The organism is Haladaptatus sp. R4 (assembly GCF_001625445.1).
GTDB lineage: Archaea > Halobacteriota > Halobacteria > Halobacteriales > Haladaptataceae > Haladaptatus.
Map to the genome: position 1 here is coordinate 327,124 of NZ_LWHG01000029.1, position 18,478 is coordinate 345,601.

Annotated in this window: 17 protein-coding genes and 2 pseudogenes; 13 read left to right on the forward strand and 6 right to left on the reverse strand. The window is 62.5% G+C overall.

What is annotated here, in order from left to right; translation table 11 throughout:
- The first annotated feature begins 53 nt into the window (after window positions 1–53).
- Together A4G99_RS19185 and A4G99_RS19195 are read left to right on the forward strand one after the other, a co-directional pair.
- Complete coding sequence (locus A4G99_RS19185) at window positions 54–854, forward strand: glucosaminidase domain-containing protein (RefSeq protein WP_066147193.1); 801 nt, start codon at window positions 54–56, stop codon at window positions 852–854.
- A 270-nt stretch (window positions 855–1,124) separates the two neighbouring features.
- Window positions 1,125–1,778, forward strand: coding sequence for an N-acetylmuramoyl-L-alanine amidase (locus A4G99_RS19195; RefSeq protein ID WP_082837929.1), 654 nt, complete (start codon window positions 1,125–1,127; stop codon window positions 1,776–1,778).
- A gap of 163 nt (window positions 1,779–1,941) precedes the next feature.
- On the opposite strand, the gene A4G99_RS26140 is transcribed toward A4G99_RS19195, so the two are convergent.
- A complete protein-coding gene (locus tag A4G99_RS26140) occupies window positions 1,942–2,115 on the reverse strand; it encodes a hypothetical protein (RefSeq protein WP_190303816.1) in 174 nt (57 codons plus the stop codon).
- Between the two features lie 612 nt (window positions 2,116–2,727).
- Here A4G99_RS26140 and A4G99_RS19200 point away from each other — a divergent pair.
- The 3 genes from A4G99_RS19200 to A4G99_RS19210 all read left to right on the forward strand — a co-directional run bounded on the left by A4G99_RS19200 (window position 2,728) and on the right by A4G99_RS19210 (window position 5,549).
- Window positions 2,728–3,483, forward strand: a complete 756-nt coding sequence (locus A4G99_RS19200) for a sugar phosphate isomerase/epimerase (RefSeq protein WP_066147197.1) — start codon at window positions 2,728–2,730, stop codon at window positions 3,481–3,483.
- A 102-nt stretch (window positions 3,484–3,585) separates the two neighbouring features.
- Window positions 3,586–4,566, forward strand: a complete 981-nt coding sequence (locus A4G99_RS19205; RefSeq protein WP_066147199.1) for a Gfo/Idh/MocA family protein — start codon at window positions 3,586–3,588, stop codon at window positions 4,564–4,566.
- Window positions 4,563–5,549, forward strand: a complete 987-nt coding sequence (locus A4G99_RS19210) for a Gfo/Idh/MocA family protein (RefSeq protein ID WP_066147202.1) — start codon at window positions 4,563–4,565, stop codon at window positions 5,547–5,549. The genes A4G99_RS19205 and A4G99_RS19210 overlap by 4 nt, the downstream gene beginning before the upstream one ends.
- 23 nt (window positions 5,550–5,572) lie before the next feature.
- On the opposite strand, the gene A4G99_RS19215 is transcribed toward A4G99_RS19210, so the two are convergent.
- The 5 genes from A4G99_RS19215 to A4G99_RS19235 form a co-directional block, all read right to left on the reverse strand.
- Entirely contained in the window at window positions 5,573–6,583 is a 1,011-nt protein-coding gene (locus A4G99_RS19215) for a Gfo/Idh/MocA family protein (protein ID WP_066147204.1), read from the reverse strand.
- On the reverse strand, window positions 6,580–7,578 hold the full coding sequence (locus A4G99_RS19220) for a Gfo/Idh/MocA family protein (protein ID WP_066147206.1): 999 nt from the start codon (window positions 7,576–7,578) through the stop codon (window positions 6,580–6,582). The genes A4G99_RS19215 and A4G99_RS19220 overlap by 4 nt, the downstream gene beginning before the upstream one ends.
- Before the next feature lie 54 nt (window positions 7,579–7,632).
- The gene (locus tag A4G99_RS19225; protein WP_066147208.1) at window positions 7,633–8,913 is read right to left on the reverse strand and encodes a Cdc6/Cdc18 family protein; all 1,281 of its coding nucleotides are present in this window, start codon (window positions 8,911–8,913) and stop codon (window positions 7,633–7,635) included.
- Window positions 8,914–9,227: 314 nt separating this feature from the next.
- Window positions 9,228–9,926 carry a PIG-L deacetylase family protein gene (locus A4G99_RS19230; RefSeq protein WP_066147210.1) on the reverse strand — a complete coding sequence of 233 codons (699 nt, stop codon included), beginning with the start codon at window positions 9,924–9,926 and terminating at the stop codon, window positions 9,228–9,230.
- Between the two features lie 49 nt (window positions 9,927–9,975).
- Window positions 9,976–10,779: a sugar phosphate isomerase/epimerase gene (locus tag A4G99_RS19235; RefSeq protein ID WP_066147212.1), complete on the reverse strand. Its 804-nt coding sequence runs from the start codon at window positions 10,777–10,779 to the stop codon at window positions 9,976–9,978.
- A gap of 103 nt (window positions 10,780–10,882) precedes the next feature.
- On the opposite strand from A4G99_RS19235, the pseudogene A4G99_RS29960 reads away from it, so the two are divergent.
- The 8 genes and pseudogenes from A4G99_RS29960 to A4G99_RS24545 form a co-directional block, all read left to right on the forward strand.
- Window positions 10,883–11,203 (forward strand): annotated as a pseudogene (locus A4G99_RS29960) (Gfo/Idh/MocA family oxidoreductase); the annotation flags it as partial.
- Between the two features lie 299 nt (window positions 11,204–11,502).
- The gene (locus tag A4G99_RS27660; RefSeq protein ID WP_223302043.1) at window positions 11,503–11,946 is read left to right on the forward strand and encodes a hypothetical protein; all 444 of its coding nucleotides are present in this window, start codon (window positions 11,503–11,505) and stop codon (window positions 11,944–11,946) included.
- A gap of 43 nt (window positions 11,947–11,989) precedes the next feature.
- Window positions 11,990–13,127 (forward strand): annotated as a pseudogene (locus A4G99_RS19245) (ABC transporter ATP-binding protein).
- Window positions 13,128–13,268: 141 nt separating this feature from the next.
- Window positions 13,269–14,540 (forward strand): extracellular solute-binding protein, encoded by a 1,272-nt coding sequence (locus tag A4G99_RS19250; RefSeq protein ID WP_066147214.1) that lies wholly within the window; start codon window positions 13,269–13,271, stop codon window positions 14,538–14,540.
- Window positions 14,541–14,542: 2 nt separating this feature from the next.
- The gene (locus A4G99_RS19255; RefSeq protein WP_066147216.1) at window positions 14,543–15,481 is read left to right on the forward strand and encodes a carbohydrate ABC transporter permease; all 939 of its coding nucleotides are present in this window, start codon (window positions 14,543–14,545) and stop codon (window positions 15,479–15,481) included.
- The gene (locus A4G99_RS19260; RefSeq protein WP_223302006.1) at window positions 15,471–16,352 is read left to right on the forward strand and encodes a carbohydrate ABC transporter permease; all 882 of its coding nucleotides are present in this window, start codon (window positions 15,471–15,473) and stop codon (window positions 16,350–16,352) included. The genes A4G99_RS19255 and A4G99_RS19260 overlap by 11 nt, the downstream gene beginning before the upstream one ends.
- The gene (locus tag A4G99_RS19265; protein ID WP_066147220.1) at window positions 16,349–16,588 is read left to right on the forward strand and encodes a hypothetical protein; all 240 of its coding nucleotides are present in this window, start codon (window positions 16,349–16,351) and stop codon (window positions 16,586–16,588) included. Before A4G99_RS19260 ends, A4G99_RS19265 begins: the two co-directional genes overlap by 4 nt.
- Before the next feature lie 58 nt (window positions 16,589–16,646).
- Complete coding sequence (locus A4G99_RS24545) at window positions 16,647–18,455, forward strand: M81 family metallopeptidase (protein ID WP_082837930.1); 1,809 nt, start codon at window positions 16,647–16,649, stop codon at window positions 18,453–18,455.
- Window positions 18,456–18,478: the final 23 nt, after the last annotated feature.

Below are 18,478 nucleotides of genomic sequence, written 5' to 3' on the forward strand. Positions count from 1 at the left end.
TAGCCAACAGCCGTTAATTTAATTAATTACGACCTTCGAATCTCAACTGGATCATGAAACCCAATCGACGGCGGTTCCTGAAAGGTGCGAGTGTCGCCGGACTCACCACGATGAGTGGTTTGGCGTTCAGCGGCACGACGACTGCCGCGTCCTACACGATAGACAGCGACCTTCGGCAGACCGTCGGAATCTCCGGTAGCCAGCTCGACTCGGCGGTCGATTCGGTGTCGCCGGGGAGTCCGCTCGTCGGGCTCGGCGACACGTGGGTCGACGTCCAGAACAATCGAAACATCAACGCGGTGTACATGGCGGCCCACGCCGCGCTCGAATCGGCGTGGGGACGGAGCAACATCGCACAGGAGAAGAACAACATCTACGGCTTCAACGCACGGGACATCTGCCCGGCGGAGTGTGCCGACGGATACGCGTCGTTCGAACAGTGTGTCCGCCAAGTGATGGCGTACGTTGACGAGGAGTACCTCTCCACGGACGGGACGTACTACGAAGGTTCGACGCTGCGCGGCATGAACGTCCACTACGCGTCGGACGACCAGTGGGCGGAGAAGATCGCAGACATCATGAACGACATCGCCGCAGAGCTTCCCTCGGGCGGTGGCGGCGACGGCGGAAGCGGCGGCTTCGCCGACGGCGACCAAGTGGCACCGACGACGGCGTTGCACACCCGGAAACAGCCCGGTACGGACCAGACGGTCGTCGCAACGATCTCGGCTGGCGAGGTCGGCGAGATCATGAACGGTCCCATCGACAAGGACGGGTACACCTGGTGGGGCGTCCACTGGCTCGACCGCGGCGTGTGGGGCTGGTCGGTCGAACGCTACCTCACCGACGCATAGTACTCACAACTCACCGATTCTCATCCAGCAACAACGGCAACAACGGCAACAACGCAACAACGACACGAAAACTCGATCGACGATCCGCGATCAAGACCATCGGAACCGGCGCGGCAGGCATCGGCATCCCGATCGCACTGAGCGGTTCGGCGGCCGCATTCAGCGACGGCGAAGAGGTCGAAGCGACGACTGCACTGAACACCCGAGAACAGCCAGGCACGGACCAGACGGTCGTCGCTACGGTGAACGGACGGCGAAGTCGGCGAGATCATGAACGGTCCCATCGACAAAGACGGGTACACCTGGTGGGGCGTCCATTGGCTCGACCGCGGCGTGTGGGGCTGGTCGGTCGAACGTTACCTCACGTCCACCAGTGGCGGCGGTAGCGGCGGTTCCAAGCCCTCGGTGACGTTCGACCAAGCCGCGTCGGGCAACTACGCGGCGGCAAACCGAACGGCGAGCGACATCAACTGGATCATCATACACACCATCCAAGGCTCGTACGAGGGTGGCATCAGCGTGTTCAACGATCCGGATTCCGGCGTGAGTGCCCACTACGTCGTCGGCAACAGTTCGGGACAGATCACCCAGATGGTGTACGACGACGACATCTCCTACGCGGCCGGGAACTACGACTACAACAGCGCGGGCCTCAACTTCGAGAACGAGGGCTACGCGTCCGAAAGCCATCCCGACCAACTGTATCAGAACCTCGCCTCCATCGTGAGTTGGGCGTGCGAGGAGTACGGCATTCCGAAATCCCACCCGACCGGCGTCGCTCCGGCGGACCCGGCCGACGGATCGGGTATCATCGGTCACGAACAGGTTCCCGACCCCGACAACCCCAGCGTCGGCGGTGGCGCGAGCCATCACACCGACCCGGGCAGCGGGTGGGAGTGGGACTACTTCATGAGCCTCCTGTAAAATCGTCCCGCGCAAAACGCACGGAGTTCGCTGATTTTTGACCGTCGTCGGGGATCACACTGATCGACATCACTCGTTCATCAGGAACGCCACTCCGTGACACGCCTTTCTACAATCTCTCACAATAGGTACCTCAGATTCAATTCCCACCGATTTAACGTATCTATTCTATCTTTCCTATTTCACCTACCTTAGCTACTTCACCTACGCTTCCCATCTGTCCTTTTCCCCATCCCTGTGCTTTCCTCCCTCTTACACCACTACCTGAACTACTTATTGAATCTATGCTACCTAAGATACCTATCGCAAATTGTTCACCTATCCCCACTTGTTCCATCCCTTGCCATTCCGCTGCGGTACCCTCACCGTCTCGCCTGATTACCCATCTCACCTATTCTATCTATTTCACCTATTCCTATGTTTTAGTCCGTCTACCCCTCGCATTCCCCCCAACCCGTGATGTTACCGATCCTCCCCGCGTGTTATTCATCCCCCCGTGTCTCCTTTTTCTGTCCCACCTATTGCTACTATTTTGGATTAACTACCTATTCCCACTACCCTGTCTATTTCGACTCTCGTTCCTATCTTCAGTTTCCCATCTATCCCACGCGGCCTACTCTATCTGTGCTACCTATTCCATCTATCCAACCTATCCGACCTATTTTATCGATTCTAGCTATCCCAACGCCTCTATCTATTTCATCTACCCTCCACATTTCATCTGTTCTATCTCACCCATTCCAGATATTGTTCCTATCCTTTCTCGTTCACCTATTCTACCTACTCCACCTATTCTATCTTTTCTACCTATTCTACCTATTCTACCTTTCTCACCTGCTTTGCCTCTCGTCCGATTATTCGCGGTTGTTCGGTTCCCGATGGTTCGACCGTTATTTCGTCCACGTGTTGTCGATACGATTATGAGGCGTGCCCACGGATGGCACGCTGAATGATCCGTCCAGCGATTCAACTCTACACGCTCCGTGATCTCGACGAACCGCTCACGAAAACCATCTCCCGCGTCTCCGAGACGACGTACGACGGTGTCGAATTCGCCGGGTTCCACGACCAGTCACCGGAAACCATCGCCACGGCACTCGACGACTCCGACCTCGAACCGGTCGGTGCGCACGTCGGCCTGGACGCGTTGGAGTCCGAGTACGACGCCGTCGTCTCGGAGTACGGGACGGTCGGCTGTGACCGAATCGTCGTCCCGTCGTACGGTACGGACGGTTTCGAGTCCACCTCGGCCATCGCCGAGACCGCGAGCCACCTCTCGGAACTCGCCGATCGACTCGCGGACGACGGCTTTCGACTGTCCTACCACAACCACGCGTACGAGTTCGAGACGATCGAGGGCGACTCCGCCACCGCGTACGACGAGTTCGTCGCGCGGAAAAGCGACAGCCTCGAACTGGAGTTCGACGTCGGACTCGCTCGGTTCGGCGGCGTCGACCCGCTTTCGTATCTCGACCGATACGCCGACGACATCTCGCTCGTCCACCTGACCGACACGGTTCCCGGCGACGATGCCACGCTGCACGTCGATCTCGGGGAGGGCGTCCTCGACCTCGATGCGTGTGTTCGGGCGGCCGACGATACCGGTGCCGAGTGGCTCATCCACGAAAACGGGTTGACGGAGAATCCCGCAGCGACGTTGGAATCGAGTGCGATTCGCGTCGGTGAACTGCTCGATAGCGCGTAATCGTCCGGCGCGATTCGATACCGTAAACGTACATTTCGTCGTTCGTCCGCTCCGACTTTCCCGCGTCCAAATCCTTATCACAACGCGGCAGTACGTAGCCATATGCGACGCATCGTCCTCGTCGGAAGGAACGGCTCGATACGAGCACACGCCGAGCGATACGCTCGCTTCGAGGATGCGACCGTCGCCGGGGTCGTTCCCGACGCCGACTCCGGCACCGACCCCCTCGACGGAATCGACGCGCCACGATACGACTCGCTGGCGACCGCCCTCGATACGACCGTCGCTCACGGGGTCGATATCTGCGGGTCGGGCGTCGGCCGCGCCGACGCGATAGATACCGCGCTCTCCGCCGACGTCCCGGTTCGGTGTGATCCGCCGCTCTCGCTCGACGACGCGGCGACCGAACGGCTCGTTTCGCGGGCATCGACCGGAAACGGATGGGTACTCGTTCGTTCCCCACACCGCTTCTCCCGGCTGTACGACCGACTCCGAGCGGGCGTCGAAACGGGGAGCATCGGAACGATCGGCGTCGCTCGAATCAAGCGAACCGCACCGTTCGACGGCCCCGGTTGGAACGTCTCGTATGCCGGTGTGCAACGCGAAAATCCCGTCGAAGACGTGCTCTGTGAGGTTCTCGCTCACGACTTCGACGTCTTGGACTGGACGTTCGACGCCGTCGAGCGGGTCTTCGTCCGCACTCGGTCCCGGGAGGGATACGCCCACGGACACGCGCTCCTGACCTTTCGGGGCGGCGGCCGAGCGACCGTCGAAACGACGTGGGGACGGGACGACGCTCCCGCCCCACGACTCCACGTCGAGTACAGCGGCAATCACGGTCGGCTCGACTTCCACGAGCGCGATGCATCTACCGCTCTCTCGGACGGAAGGCGGTGTCTCACCGTCGATCCCATCGAAGACGATTGCCGCGGTCGCTCGCTCCGAACGTTCGTGGATTCGGTTCGCGGCGAGAAACGGCACCCCGAAACCGTCTCCGACCGCGTTGCAACACGGATTGCGGTCGCCGCCCGCCGGTCGGCGGACCGCGGAAAACCGGTCACGCTCACGGGGGGAGACGCGTGACGATTCGACTCGGTATCTGTTCGACGGCTCACGTCAACTCCGGAGTGTACGCGTCCCTCATCTCACAGCTTCATGGGGTCGAACTCGTCGGCATCTCGGACGAAAATCGCGAACGTGCGCGCCGACAGGCCAACGCGGTCGGAACGTCCGTGCTGTCACAGCACGAATTGATGGTGGAAACCGACGGAATCGTCCTCTGTTCGCCGACTTCCCGCCACGGCGAACTCATCGACCTCGCGCTCCAGTACGACGTGGCGATCCTCTGTGAGAAACCCCTCGCCACGTCGGTCTCAGGCGCCGCTGCGATTCGGGACCGGTGTGCGGAAAGCGACGTGGTCGCCGGAATGGCCATGCCGATCCGATGTAGCCGCCCGATGCGACGGCTGAAGGAACGGTACGAGGCGGGAGAACTCGGCGATCTCGTCGCCGTCTCGGGGATCAATCGCGGCCGAATGCCCGGGGGCTGGTTCGTCAACCCGGACCTCGCGGGCGGTGGCGCGGCCGCCGACCACACCGATCACATCGTGGATATCGTTCGGTGGCTCACCGGCGAGGAAGTCACCGAGGTGTACGCCGAGATGGACACCCGGTTCTACGACATCCCCGTCGAGGACGTGAACCTGCTGTCGATGGAACTGACGAACGGCGCGCCGTTCGTCCTCGACGGGTCCTGGAGCACTCCACAGGAAAGTTCGTTTTGGGGGGATGCCGAAGTCGAACTCGTCGGGTCGAACGGAACCCTTTCGGCCGACTGTTTCGGCCAGCGATATACCAGTATCTGCGATACAAATCACGGCAACCACAACGAAACGCTGTACTGGGGTGCCGACCCGAACAACGAACTTCTGAACGACTTCGTCGAGGCGATTCGTACCGGTCGGGAGCCCGTGACGCCGATAGACGAAGCCGTCAAGACGACCGCCGTCATGGAAGCGGCCTACGAATCCATCGAGCGGGACGAACCGGTCGAAGTCGCGTACTGACGACGAAGCGAAAGCGAGTCGCGTCAGTCCAACGCGGCCGTCTCGGTCGTCTCGACCGCCACGGACTCGCCCCGTTTCGCGGATTCGTACGCGGCTTCCACGACGGCGACGTCGCGTACGGCGTCCGCACCGGTTTTGAGCGGCGGTCGGTTCTCCGCGACGCTCTCGACGAAATCGGCCACGAGTCCTTCGTCCGGGTTCGACCCCCAGTACAGCGACCGAATTCCGGCATCGTCGGTATCGCGCGTCTGTTTTATCTTCTGGTCGAAGCAATCGATGGAGACGACTCCTTCCGTTCCGACGAGTCTGAGCGTCGCGTCGCCCCAGAAATCCCACTCGTCGGGTTTGCTCCACGAGCCGTCGAGGACGAACTCCGTCCCGTCGGTGAGCTTCATCGACAGCAGGTTCACGTCCTCCACAGGGATATCGTGGAATCGCGTTCCGATTTCGGCGTACACTTCGCTCACCTCCTCACCGGTGAGCCACCGAACGATGTCCACGATGTGAACCGAGTGGTCGGTCGTCGCCCCGCCGCCGGAAGCCTCCGGATCGACGAACCAACCGCCGGGCATCTGGCCGCGGTTCGTCCCGCTCAGGAACTTGAGGGTGCCGAGGACGCCGTTTTCGAGCGCCGTCTTCGCGTTGCGCACCGGCTGGTTGAACCGGAGCGGCATGGCGACGCCGAGGTTCACACCGGCGGTCTCGCACACGCTTACGATTTCGCGCGCCTCGGAGACGGTCGGCGCGAGCGGCTTCTCACAGAGGATATCGACGCCCGCCGCGGCGGCGTCCTGCACCCACATCGCGTGGTCCCTGTTCGTCGAACAGACGACGACGCCGTCCACCGCGGCCAGCAGTTCGGTCGGTTGCATGAACTCGACGCCGTACTCGTCGGCTTTCGCGCGGGTCGCGGTGACCCCGTCGCCGGTCTCCGTGACGCCGACCAGTTCGACGTCCGGGAGGTCGTTCAGACAGGCGGCGTACGAGTCGGCGTGGAGGTGGGCCGTCGAACAGATGCCGATGCGGACGGTCATGTGTGCACCTCCGCGGGGGAGACGGCTTCACCGCGCTCGCTCGATTCGATGGCGGCCAGGGCGATTCTAACGGCTTGACGGGCGTCGTCGGGCGAGATGTCCGGTTCGGTGCCGTTGCTCACACAATCGACGAAGTGTTCGAGTTCCAGCGTGTACGGACTCGTCGCCAGCGGGCTGGACGGCGCGTTGGTTCCCTCGGCGCCGCCGGAGACGCGGACGGAGTTCTCGTCGCGTGAATCGAACTCCAACAATCCCTCGTCGCCCGCGAACTCGTAGCTCGTGGTGAACGGCGTCCCCTCGGGATACCCCCACGACGCTTCGACGTGTCCGACGACGCCGTTCTCGAACCGCAACGTCACCGACGAGTGTTGGTTCAGGTGGCCGTCGTCCCACGACGCCGTTCGGGCGAAGACCCGGTCCACGTCACCGGCAATCCAACGAAGGTAATCGAAGTCGTGAATCGCCATGTCGAGGAGGACGCCCCCGCTTTGTTCGGTATCGCCGAACCACGAGTTGGTGCCGTATCGCGGCGGCGAGGAGAGCCGCTCGGTGTGAAGCGTTCCCAGCGACCCGACCTCCCCGGCGTCGATACGGCGCTTGGCTTCGACATATTCGGGGAAGTACCGGAGTACGTGCCCCGTCATGAAGGTGACATCCGCGTCGGTCACCGCCTCGACGATGGCGTCCGCATCCGTCGTCGTTCTGGCGAGCGGTTTCTCGCAGAACACGTCGAGACCACGTTCGGTGGCCGCCTCGACGAGTGGCCGGTGTGTCGGCGTCGGCGTGCAGATATCGACGGCCGTGACGTCGGCGTCGTTCATCATCTCCGCCGCGTCCTCGTACACGTCGGCGTTCGCCGTCTGCTCCTCGGCGAACGTGTAACGCTCGTCGTCGAGCGACGCGACGGCCGCGATTTCGGCCCCGTCTATCTCCTGATAACTGTTAGCATGTGTCGTGCCCATGAATCCAGTTCCCACTAATCCGATTCGTTCCATCACCCTATACTGTGGAAGTAGTGCTCTTAAACCTTCTGTCGCCGCCGATAAATTTCAGATGTTCGACCACGTCGTCGCGGTCGCCCCCGAGGTCGGCCCGACCCCGGCGAACCGACTGCTCTCGTCGAACACCGGTCGGATGACGGACGGGTCTTCGATGAGGTGCAGACGCAGGTAACTGCCCCGAGCGCGTCCGTCGCCGGTTCGCGTGATATCGAGCACTTCGAGGAACTCCCACTCCCGAAGCAGGTCGTGGACGCGCCGCTTCGAGAGGACCGTGAGACCGGCGTCGGCACAGACGTCCTCGTAGGCCGCGTACACGTCCGTCGTCTTGAACGTCCGCGACCGCTCGACGAGAGCCAGCGAGACGATGGCGAGGAGCGTCGCCTTCTGTTGGGCCGTCGCCCCCTCGAACAGCGTTTGGAACCGGTCGCGCTCGGCGAGCGTGTCGGCGCTTTGGACGTGGTCGACGGTGATGGTTTCGGACTCCTCACCGACGGCGAGTTCCCCGGCGTGACGGATCAGGTTGATGGCCTTCCGTGCGTCGCCGTGTTCCTCCGATGCCAGCGACGCACAGGTCGAAAGCACCTCGTCCGAAAGCACCCCGCGACGGAACGCCTCGGAGCGGCTCCGAATGATTTCACCGAGTTCGTCCCGGCTGTACGGGGCGAATATGATCTCGCGTTCCTGCAGGCTACTCTTCACGCGTTCCTGCAACCGTTCGCGGTATCTCACCTTGTTGCTGATTCCGACGATACCCACCGAGCAACGGGAGAGCTTCCCGGTTTCCTCGGCGCGCGACAACTGCAGGAGCAGTTCGTCGTTTTCGAGTCGGTCTATCTCGTCCAGCACCACGAGCGCGACGTCGTATCGTGAATCGAGAACGTCCCAGAGCAGACGATAATACCGCGACCGTCCGAAGCCTGTCTCGGGCACGTCGATGCCCGTTTCGTCCGGGTCGTTCATCTCCCGGGCGAGCGCCCTGACCGCGCGCGTCTCGGTGTCCTCCTGCGAACAGTCGATGGTTGCACGGGCGATGGAAACCCCGTTCTCCCTCGCGGCATCCACGATACGACCCGTCGCGTATCGGGCACAGAGGGACTTTCCGGTCCCCGTCTTTCCGTACAGGAACGTGTTGTTCGGCGCGCCCCCGCCGATGGCGGGATTCAACGCGGTCGCGAGGCGTCTGATCTCCTCGTTGCGGGCCACGATGTGCCTCGACTCCGGCGCGTATCCGATTTCGAGAAGGCCCTTTCTGGCGAAAACGTCCTCCTGTAACCGAAACACTCCGTCGAGGGCGTCCGCGTTCTCCGGTGGGCTGTCACGCCGTGTCATGACACAGTACTGCGGCTACTTCCTCATAAATTCGTCGGGGAAATCGACCGTTGAATTTTGGAATTTCGGTGGATGTCGTCTCGACCGTCGGACTCGATTCGTGGGACGGGGCGGACTTCCGTGCGTATTTTGCCCGTATCCACAGCCCCCTCCCCCCTCGTTTCACCTGTATTCCATTACGACCATATTTCTGTAAAGCCATGACTGTCTCTCACACTCACGACCTATCAGTTTGGATTCGTACTCGGGGTTCGTCGGCGGCGAGACTCACCGCCGCCTCGTTTTTCCTTCGGGACGAAAAGATGCGGTCGGTATCAGTCGAGGAACTCGGAGGCCCGCTCGTGTAGCGGGACGAATCCCTCGGCGAACCCTGCGCCGCGCGTCCGTCCGAGAACGCGCGCTTGCGCCCTCACGTCCGCCAGTATGTCCTCGAACTCGGAATCGACGCCGCCGTGTTCGTTCAACCACTCGACCTGCGATTCGTGTTCGAGGATGGCCTCCTCCTTGGTCGATTGCTGTTCGCTGATATCGATGTACACCTCCGGTTCGAACGACGACGTCGCCTTGCCGAAGTAGTAGACGTTGTCGGGTTCCCACGGTTCGTCGTCCGTTTCCAACAGCGGCAGTGCGGCCATGTAGTACGCGTCCGTCACCAACCGCGACGTGGCTCGATGGTCCGGATGCATGTCGTCGCTGAAATGCGTGAGAACGACGTCGGGCCGGTGCTCGCGGAGCGCTTCGACGAGCCGGAGCCTGTTTTCCATCGAGTACGTGATCCGTCCGTCTTCGAAGCCGAGGAACGCCGTTTCCGCGCCGAGCGTCTCCGCCGCCGCCTCGGCTTCCTTCTCACGCGTCGCGGCGACGGCCGACTCGGTGGTGTCGAACCCGCCGTACTCGCCGCGCGTCATGTAGACGACGGTCACGTCGTCGCCGCGTTCGGCGTGCTTTGCGAGGGTACCGCCACAGAAGATGTCGGCATCGTCCGGATGTGCAACTACTGCTACGAGATGCATACACACGAACCTACTCCAAGCGGGTAATAAATATTGTGTCGCCGGTGTGCTACGAAAAGAGGTGTTCGAGGTCCGCTCGCAACCGGGGCGGCAGTCGCTCGGGTGCCGTCCGATACGGGGACACCTCCGCCGTTATCCACCCGTCGTAGCCGATTTCCGCCAACGCCTCGTCGACCGCGGTCCAGTCGATATCACCCTCAAGCGGATAGGTGAACCCTCCCATCGTGTCGATATCCGTCCGATAGTCCTTGACGTGAACCCGCTCGACGTGCTCCCCGAGGATCCGAATCCACTGGGCCGGATAGCCGAACCGCTTGACGTTCCCGACGTCGAAGTACGCGCCCACCGGTCCGGCGTCGGACGCCGCCTCGACGAACCGAGCGAACTCCAGCGGGGACAACAGGAAGTCGTTCCACACGTTTTCGACACAGACCGTCACGCCGCGGTCGGCACCGCTCGCCGCCAACGCCCGAACCGAGTCGAGCGCGCGGTCGTACGCCTCGTCGTAGGGCGTTCGCTCGTCAACGACTGCCGGGACGATGAGCACCGCACCGGAACCGAGTTCCTCGGCGACTTCGAGCATTCGCTCGCCCGCGTCGATGCCCGCGGCGCGCGTTTCGTCGTCCGCGGCGGACAACCGGCGCTCCCAGTGAAGCGTGGTCGAAATCGCCGGAACGTCGAGTCCGAGTCGCTCCAGTTCGTCGGCCAGTTCCTCAACGAACTCGTCGTCCCACAGCGGACCGTCGGCCGTGAGGTTCGGTTCGATACCGTCGTATCCGGCGTCCGCGAGGAGTCGTGCGTTTTCCAGCAGTCCCTCCTCGGGGAACCCCATCTGATTGAGTGCAAACCGCATCACTCCTAGCCTCTCGTTTGCGGTGATTTATACGTTTGTGCCGGTCTTGGTGTTGTTTTATCGAAGTTAACTTTAACACACGCCGCACCAGACACGGTGACACATGACACACAGTGTCGGATTCATCGGTGCCGGTGGCATCGCGTCGATCCACCTGGAAACGCTCGACGCGGTGGTCGAGTCGGGGACGGTCGGGGAAGACCGAGCGCCGTGCGATATCGAACTGGCGGCGATAGCGGACATCGACGGGGAAACGGCGCGCGCCGCCGCCCGTCCGCGCGGAGCGACGGCGTACACCGACGGCGTCGAACTGATCGAGTCGGAATCGCTCGACGCGCTCGTTATCGCCGTTCCGCCGTTCGCCCACGGCGAGTACGAGCTGGCCGCCGCCGACCGGGACCTCGACCTATTCATCGAGAAACCCGTGGCCCTCACGATGGGGGACGCACGCGAGACGGCCCGACGTCTAGCCGACAGCGAGGGACTCTCGCACGTCGATACGTCTGTCGATACGCACGGATCACGGAGCACGCACGGGAACTCCTCGACGCCGACGAATCGGCCACATCGACAGCACCTACTGGGTCCCGGTCCCCGAGTCCGACTGGTGGCGAGAGCGGCGCTACTCCGGCGGACAAATCGTCGAGCAGTCCACCCACGTCTACGACCTCCACCGGTATCTGGCGGGCGACGTCGTGGCGGCGACGCAGCGGAACCGACGGCTTGCTCGTCGGGACCGTCGACTTTCAGGACGCGACTTCGGTCACGCTCGACCACGGTTCCGGTGCCGTCTCGCACGTCTCGTCGACCTGTGCGTCGCCGACGCCACGGTTCGAGGTGCGTATCGCGGCCGAAGACGCCGTCCTCGAACTGGATTACATGGATCACTCGCTCGCGGGAACCGTCGATGGCGAACCCGTGGAGTACGATGGCGACGGCGAGTGGTACCGACGGGAGTTCGAGGCGTTCCTTCGTGCGTCGGCGACCGATCACGGCGAACGACGGACGAACGACGCGGAATCGGTCGATATTCGTTCGGACTTCGACGACGCCGCCGCGACGCTCGACGCGACGCTCGCCGCCCGCGAGGCGGCGGAAACGGGTGAGAAGGTGCGTACGACGGTCGAGACGGCGGTCGACGTTTCGAACGCCGGTACCACCCTATGAATTTATTACGGCTGGTTACAAAGGCCATCAGTAGTGCCTCAGTATGGGTAAGTTAGACATACGCAACCTCCGGAAGGAGTTTCTCGACGGGGACCGGTCGATCGTCGCGGTCGAGGATCTGAATATCGACATCGACGACGGGGAGTTCCTCATCTTCGTCGGTCCGTCGGGGTGCGGCAAATCGACGACGCTTCGCTGTATCGCCGGACTCGAATCGCCGACCGACGGCAACATCCTGTTGAACGAAACCGACATCACGAACAAACCCCCCACCGAGCGCGACATCGCGATGGTGTTCCAGAACTACGCGCTGTACCCGCACCTCAACGCGCGCAAGAATATCGGATTCGGTCTCAAGATGTCCACCGACATGGGGGCCGACGAAATCGAGCGTCGGGTCGATGACGTCGCCGAGATGATGGGCATCGAGGAGATACTCGAAAAGAAACCGGGCGAACTCTCCGGCGGGCAACAACAGCGCGTCGCGCTCGGCCGCGCCATCGTCCGCGAACCGGAGGTGTTCCTGATGGACGAACCGCTCTCGAACTTGGACGCGAAGCTCCGGACGACGATGCGGACGGAGCTACAGAACCTCCAGCAGGACCTGAACATTACGACCATCTACGTGACCCACGACCAGACGGAAGCGATGACGATGGGCGACCGGATCGCCATCCTGAACGACGGGAAACTCCAGCAACTCGGGACGCCGCTCGAATGTTACTACGAACCCGCGAATCGGTTCGTCGCCGGGTTCATCGGCTCCCCCTCGATGAACTTCTTCGAGGTCGACTACGTCGACGGCGGAACTCGTCCACGACTCGTTCCGGTACGACCTCTCGCCGAAGGCGCGCGAGCAACTCGTCGGCTACGAGGGGCGGATGACGCTCGGCATCCGCCCGGAGAGCATCGAAACCGTCCCGGCCGACGAACCGGGAGCGATTTCGACGACCGTCTCGGTGACCGAACCGATGGGAGAACTCACGTACGCCTACGTCGATATCGGCGGCCAGACGTGTACGGTGACGCTTTCCGGGGAGCGGATGGTGGAATCCGGAACGACGCTCACCATCGATTTCCCCGAGGACAAGATACACCTCTTCGACCCCGACACCGGCGAAACCGTCAAGACGAGGAGCGTCTCGACCGCGACCGACACCAACGTCGACGCTCGCGCATAATTTCCGAAAAACAACTCGGTTCCGGGTAAAAAACTCGGATCGTCCCGACTTCCCTCCGATTACTGGCCAGATTGGAATGGTATTTGGTACCCTGTGGCAAATATTTATTACGGAGTAGCATCGTTCTTCGGTCAGAGCGGTATGAGCAACAGAAACCTCACTCGACGTAACGTTCTCACAACGGCTGGCACCATCGGCGCAGGAAGCCTCGCCGGTTGTTCGGGCATGATGCCCGGTAGCTCCGGCGACGGCGACGGCGGCGCAAAGTCCGGAACGCTTTGGGCGTGGAACGACCCCGGTCTTTCGCCGATTCGCAAAAAGCAGGCGAAGGCCCTCGCAAAACAGAGCGACAAAATATCCGACCTCAGTTGGGAGTACTACCCCTTCGAGAACTATCTCGCCAAGGCGACGACCGCGATCCCCGCAGGTAACGCGCCGGACAGCCTCGCGTTGTCCGTTCTGTGGGTGCCGCGGTTCGCCGACAAGGGCGTCGCACTCAACCTCGAAAAGAACGGTTTCAACCCGGACGACTACGTCTCGGCCGCACGACGCAACGCAAGCTACGACGGCAACCTGTGGGCGGTCCCGTGGTACGCCGACTGTCGTCTGGTGGCGATAAACAAGAAGAAGTTCAAGGAAGCGGGCTTGGAGATTCCCGAACCGACCCACCGTCCGAGCTGGGACGAGTTCGGTTCGTGGATCGACGAGTTGGGCAAGAAGAACAAGGCGGCGTTCTCCATGTCCGCCGGTGAGGGCTTCGACTGCTTCGCGCTCTCCAATGGGAGCGGCTACCTCAACGACGACGGGACGAAGGCGATAATCAACGACGACGCGGCGGTTCAAGCGGCGAAATTCCTCCAGCCGAGGGTCGTCGAGGACAAGTCCATCATCACGCGGAACTCCGGCGGCAGCCTCGCCATCGAGGACTTCCTCGCCGGGGAAGCCGCGATGTGTTTCGCGGGATCGTGGAACTATCCGCGCCTGCGCGACAGCGGTATCGATTATCAGTACGTTCCGTACCCCAGCGGCCCGAAGATCGACAAGAGCCACACGTGGAGCGCGGGCGTGTTCTACACCGTTCCGAACCGCGGTGGCGCGGACAAGGAGGTCGGCCTCGAATGGCTGAACTACGTGAACTCCATGGACGTTCAGAAGAATGTCACCAAATCGATGGGCGGGTTCCCGGGACGGAAGGAGGCCTACGATTCGGACGAGTTCAAGAACTTCATCGACAACAATCCGAAGTTGAAACCCGTCGCACAGGAGATGGACAACACCGTCCCCTTCCCCAGCCACCCCGACGTGTCGAAGATGTGGGATTCGGTCCACAAGCAGGCACAGGCGATGTGGCAGGGAACGGACCCGAAAAAGGCACTCGACAAGGCCGCTAGCGACATCAACAAACTCCTCTAACCATGTCACAATCTCAGGGAACCACGGGCGTTCGGGACCGTCTCGACGGATTCGTTTCCGGCCTCACCGTCGGCAACGCCGATACGGACCTGTCGTGGTACGCTATCGTTCTCCCGAAGGTGTTCATCTTCGCCGCCGTCCTGCTGATCCCGTTCCTCGGCGCGTTTTACGTGAGCCTTCATCAGTGGGAGCCGTTGGCTCAATCCCATCCGTTCGTCGGTATCGACAACTACGTTCGGCTGGTGCAAGACCCGATATTCTGGGACGCGCTGATAAACACCGCTGGCTACAGTCTGGCCCTCCTCGTCTTCGACGTTCCCATCGCGCTCGGGTTGGCACTGCTGTTGAACATGAACCTGCGCGGGACGAAGTTCTACTCCGCGGCCATCTTCCTCCCCGTCGTGACCTCGTGGGTCGTCGTCTCGCTCATCTGGTCGTGGATCTACAACCCGCAGTACGGGTTGTTGAACACGATGTTGGGGACCATCGGTCTCCCGCAACTCTCGTGGCTCCAGAGTTCCAAGACGGCGCTGGCGTCCATCGCCCTCATGAGCATCTGGAAGCACATCGGGTTCAACATGGTCATCTTCCTCGCCGGGTTGAAGGGAATCCCGGACGACCTGTACGAGGCGGCCATCATCGACGGCGCGAACCGCTGGGAGCGGTTCCGCTACGTCACACTGCCGCTGCTGAAGCCGACGACGTTCTTCGTGTTCATCGTGACGCTCGTCTTCTCGTTCCGCGTCTACACGCAGGTGTACGTGATGACCAACGGCGGTCCCGTTCACTCCACCTACACCATCGTCTACTACTTCTGGCAGACCGGCTTCCAGCAGTTCGAGATGGGCTACGCGAGCGCCATCGCGGTCGTGTTGTTCCTGCTGGTGTTCGGACTGAGCGTCCTCCAACAGCGCACGTGGGGTGACGACGTTGGCTACTGAGGACCTCGACTTCGAGGACGACCAACCGAGCGTCGAATACGAGGGTTCGCGGTACGACACGGTCGCAAAATGGGTCGCCCACGGCATCCTCATCGTCATGAGCGCCATCATGACGATTCCGTTCCTCTGGGCGTTTCTCACGTCGTTGAAACCCGAGAACAAGATATTCACGACGATTCACCAAATCATCCCGGCGCATCCGACGTTCGCCAACTACGTGAACGTCTGGATGCAGAACCCGCTCGACCGCTGGGTGCTCAACAGCCTCGTCCTGACGGTCGGCGTGGTGTTTTTCACCCTGCTGCTCGACACGCTCGCGGGCTACGCGCTGGCGAAGGGTGATTTCAAGGGGAAATCGTTCGTCTACACGCTGGTCATCGGGACGCTCGTCATCCCGCCGCAGGTCGTGCTCGTCCCGCTGTATCTGGAGATGAACGCGCTCAACTGGTCGAACACCTACTGGGCTATCATCGTGCTGTACGTCGCCAACCCGTTCGGGACGTTCATGATGCGACAGTTCTTCCTCGGCGTCCCCGACTCGCTCATCGAGGCGGCCAGAATGGACGGTTGTAGCACGATTCAGATCTACACGCGGGTCATGTTGCCGCTGGCGAAACCCGCCCTGTCGTCGCTGGGCGTGTTCACGTTCATCTTCGTCTGGGGCGCGTTCCTGTGGCCGCTGGTCATCCTCAACGATTCGGCGATGTACCCGCTCCAGGTCGGCATCGGCCTGCTCACAGGGAAGTACAGCTCGCAGTGGGGACAACTCCTCGCGGGGGTCGTGCTCGCCGCGCTGCCCGTCATCGCGGCTTACCTGCTCGCACAGCGGACCTTCATGGAGGGTATCGCGCTGACTGGAGGGAAGGGATGATCACCCTGTCCGCCGCTCCCCTGTTCACCGTCCTGTTGCGTCTCGGCTACTCCGGGCGCAACGAACCGGTTGTCGGCGGCGCGCTCGTCTTCTTCGTCGCCGCGGCGGGACTGCTGTACCTCTCGTTCGTCCGCGACGAGATGGACGCGGGGCCGCTGATGAAGGTGGGCGGGTTCCTCCTGCTCGGGATGGCGTTCCTCGCGTTCTTCTGGCCGTGGAGGCCGTGGCCGCACTGACCTGACAGCTTTTTATTCTAGGGGTATCACTCAAGAGGCTTCCCGAGAGAGTGGGAACATGCAAGTTGCCGTCGGTGCCATCAGCCACGAAACGAACACGTTCGCGGACGGGCGGACCGGACTCGAAACGTTCTCGACCACGACGGGTGCCGACCTCCTGACGACGGAGCACGTCGGCCGCTCGATCCGTGGCATCGTGGATGAACTCGAACGCGCGGGCGTCGATATCCTCCCGACGGTGGGCGCGAGCGCGCTTCCGGCCCCGACCGTCGAGGCGAGCGCGTTCGAGTGGATGCGGTACGAACTCGTCTCTAGACTCGACGGCGAACCCGTGGACGGCGTCTGTCTCGACCTGCACGGCTCGATGTACGTCGAGGGGGAACCCGACCCCGAAGGCGCGCTGCTCGAAGCGGTCCGCGCGGTGGTCGGCGAGGACGTTCCGATCACGGCGGCGCTCGACATGCACGCCACCATCACCGAGCGAATGGTCGCCACCCTCGACGGCGTCGCGGGGTATCGCACCGCGCCGCACACCGACGTCACGGAGACGGGAACGCGGGCCGCGAAGCTCCTGCTCGCCGACCTGCGCGGGGACGCCTCGCTCACGCTCGGCTGGGAACGACTGCCGATGCTCCTCGCCGGGGAGCAGTCCGAATCGGAATTCGAACCGATGCGCTCGCTCGTCGCGGCGCTCCGCGACGCTGACGAGCGGGACGGCATCCACGACGCGAACTTCTTTCTCGGATTTCCGTGGGCCGACTCCCCGAACGCTGGCTGCCACGCGCTCGTGACCGGCGACGCCGCCGCGCCCGAATCCCTCACCGAAGCGACGACCGAACTCGCGCGGGCGTTCTGGCGGAAACGCCGCGAGTTCGACTTCTCGACCGACGCCTACGACCCGGCCGTCGCCCTCGAATCGGCAACGCACGACCGACGCCGACCGGTCGTTATCTCCGACACGGGCGACATCCCCGGCGCGGGCGCGTCCGAGGACACGACGAACCTCCTATCGAAGATGCGCGAGCGCTCGGACCTCGGGCCGTCGCTGTTCGCCGTCGTCGCGGACGATGCGAGCTACGAGCAATGCTACACCGCTGGTGAAGGCCGATCAGTCCGACTCGACCTCGGCCGGAACGTTCCCGAAAACATGCCGCTCACGGCGGACGGAACCGTGTCGAAATTGGTCGAATTCGACGGGGGCGGAACCGCCCTCGTTTCGCTGGACGGCGGCGTGGACGTGGTCGTGGCCGACACGCGGACGAACCTGCACCGCGACCCCACGTTCCTCCACCGGTTCGACGCCGCCCCGGACGACTACGACTGCGTCGTCCTGAAAAGCGGTTACTTGAGTCCCGCGTGGAAAGCCGTCGCGGCGCGGGAACTGTTCGCGCTCACGCCCGGCGACACGAACCAGTTGCTCGCCGATCTGCCGTACGAAGAAATCCCGCGTCCGACGTTCCCGCTGGACGAGGACGCGGAGATGGGAACCGAAAAACGGCGAGAACTGACCCGCTTTGCGGGCCGTTCTCGCCCCTGTCGTCCGCTTTTTCACTCCCTGTTCGTTTTCGCTCGCCTATCCGTTCTCTCCCTCCCTGTTCGTTTTCTCCCTCCTTGTGCGTTTTCGCTCTCCTTGTCCGCTCTTTCTCTCTTTCCCGCTCAGTCCTCGTCGTCCTCGAACTGGTGGAACACGTCGGCGTACGCCGCCGCGTTCGATTTGTGCAGCGCCCAGAAGCTCAGCAGGCCGATGTCCTTGCTCTCGGCCCAATCGAGCACCTGCTGGGCGGTGTCGGTCGTGAACCCAGACTCGGCCACGTTCGGCGTCACGCCGAGCATCTCCCAGCGTTCGGCTTCGGACTTGTTCGGGTAGATTCCCGCGAGCCAATCGACGGT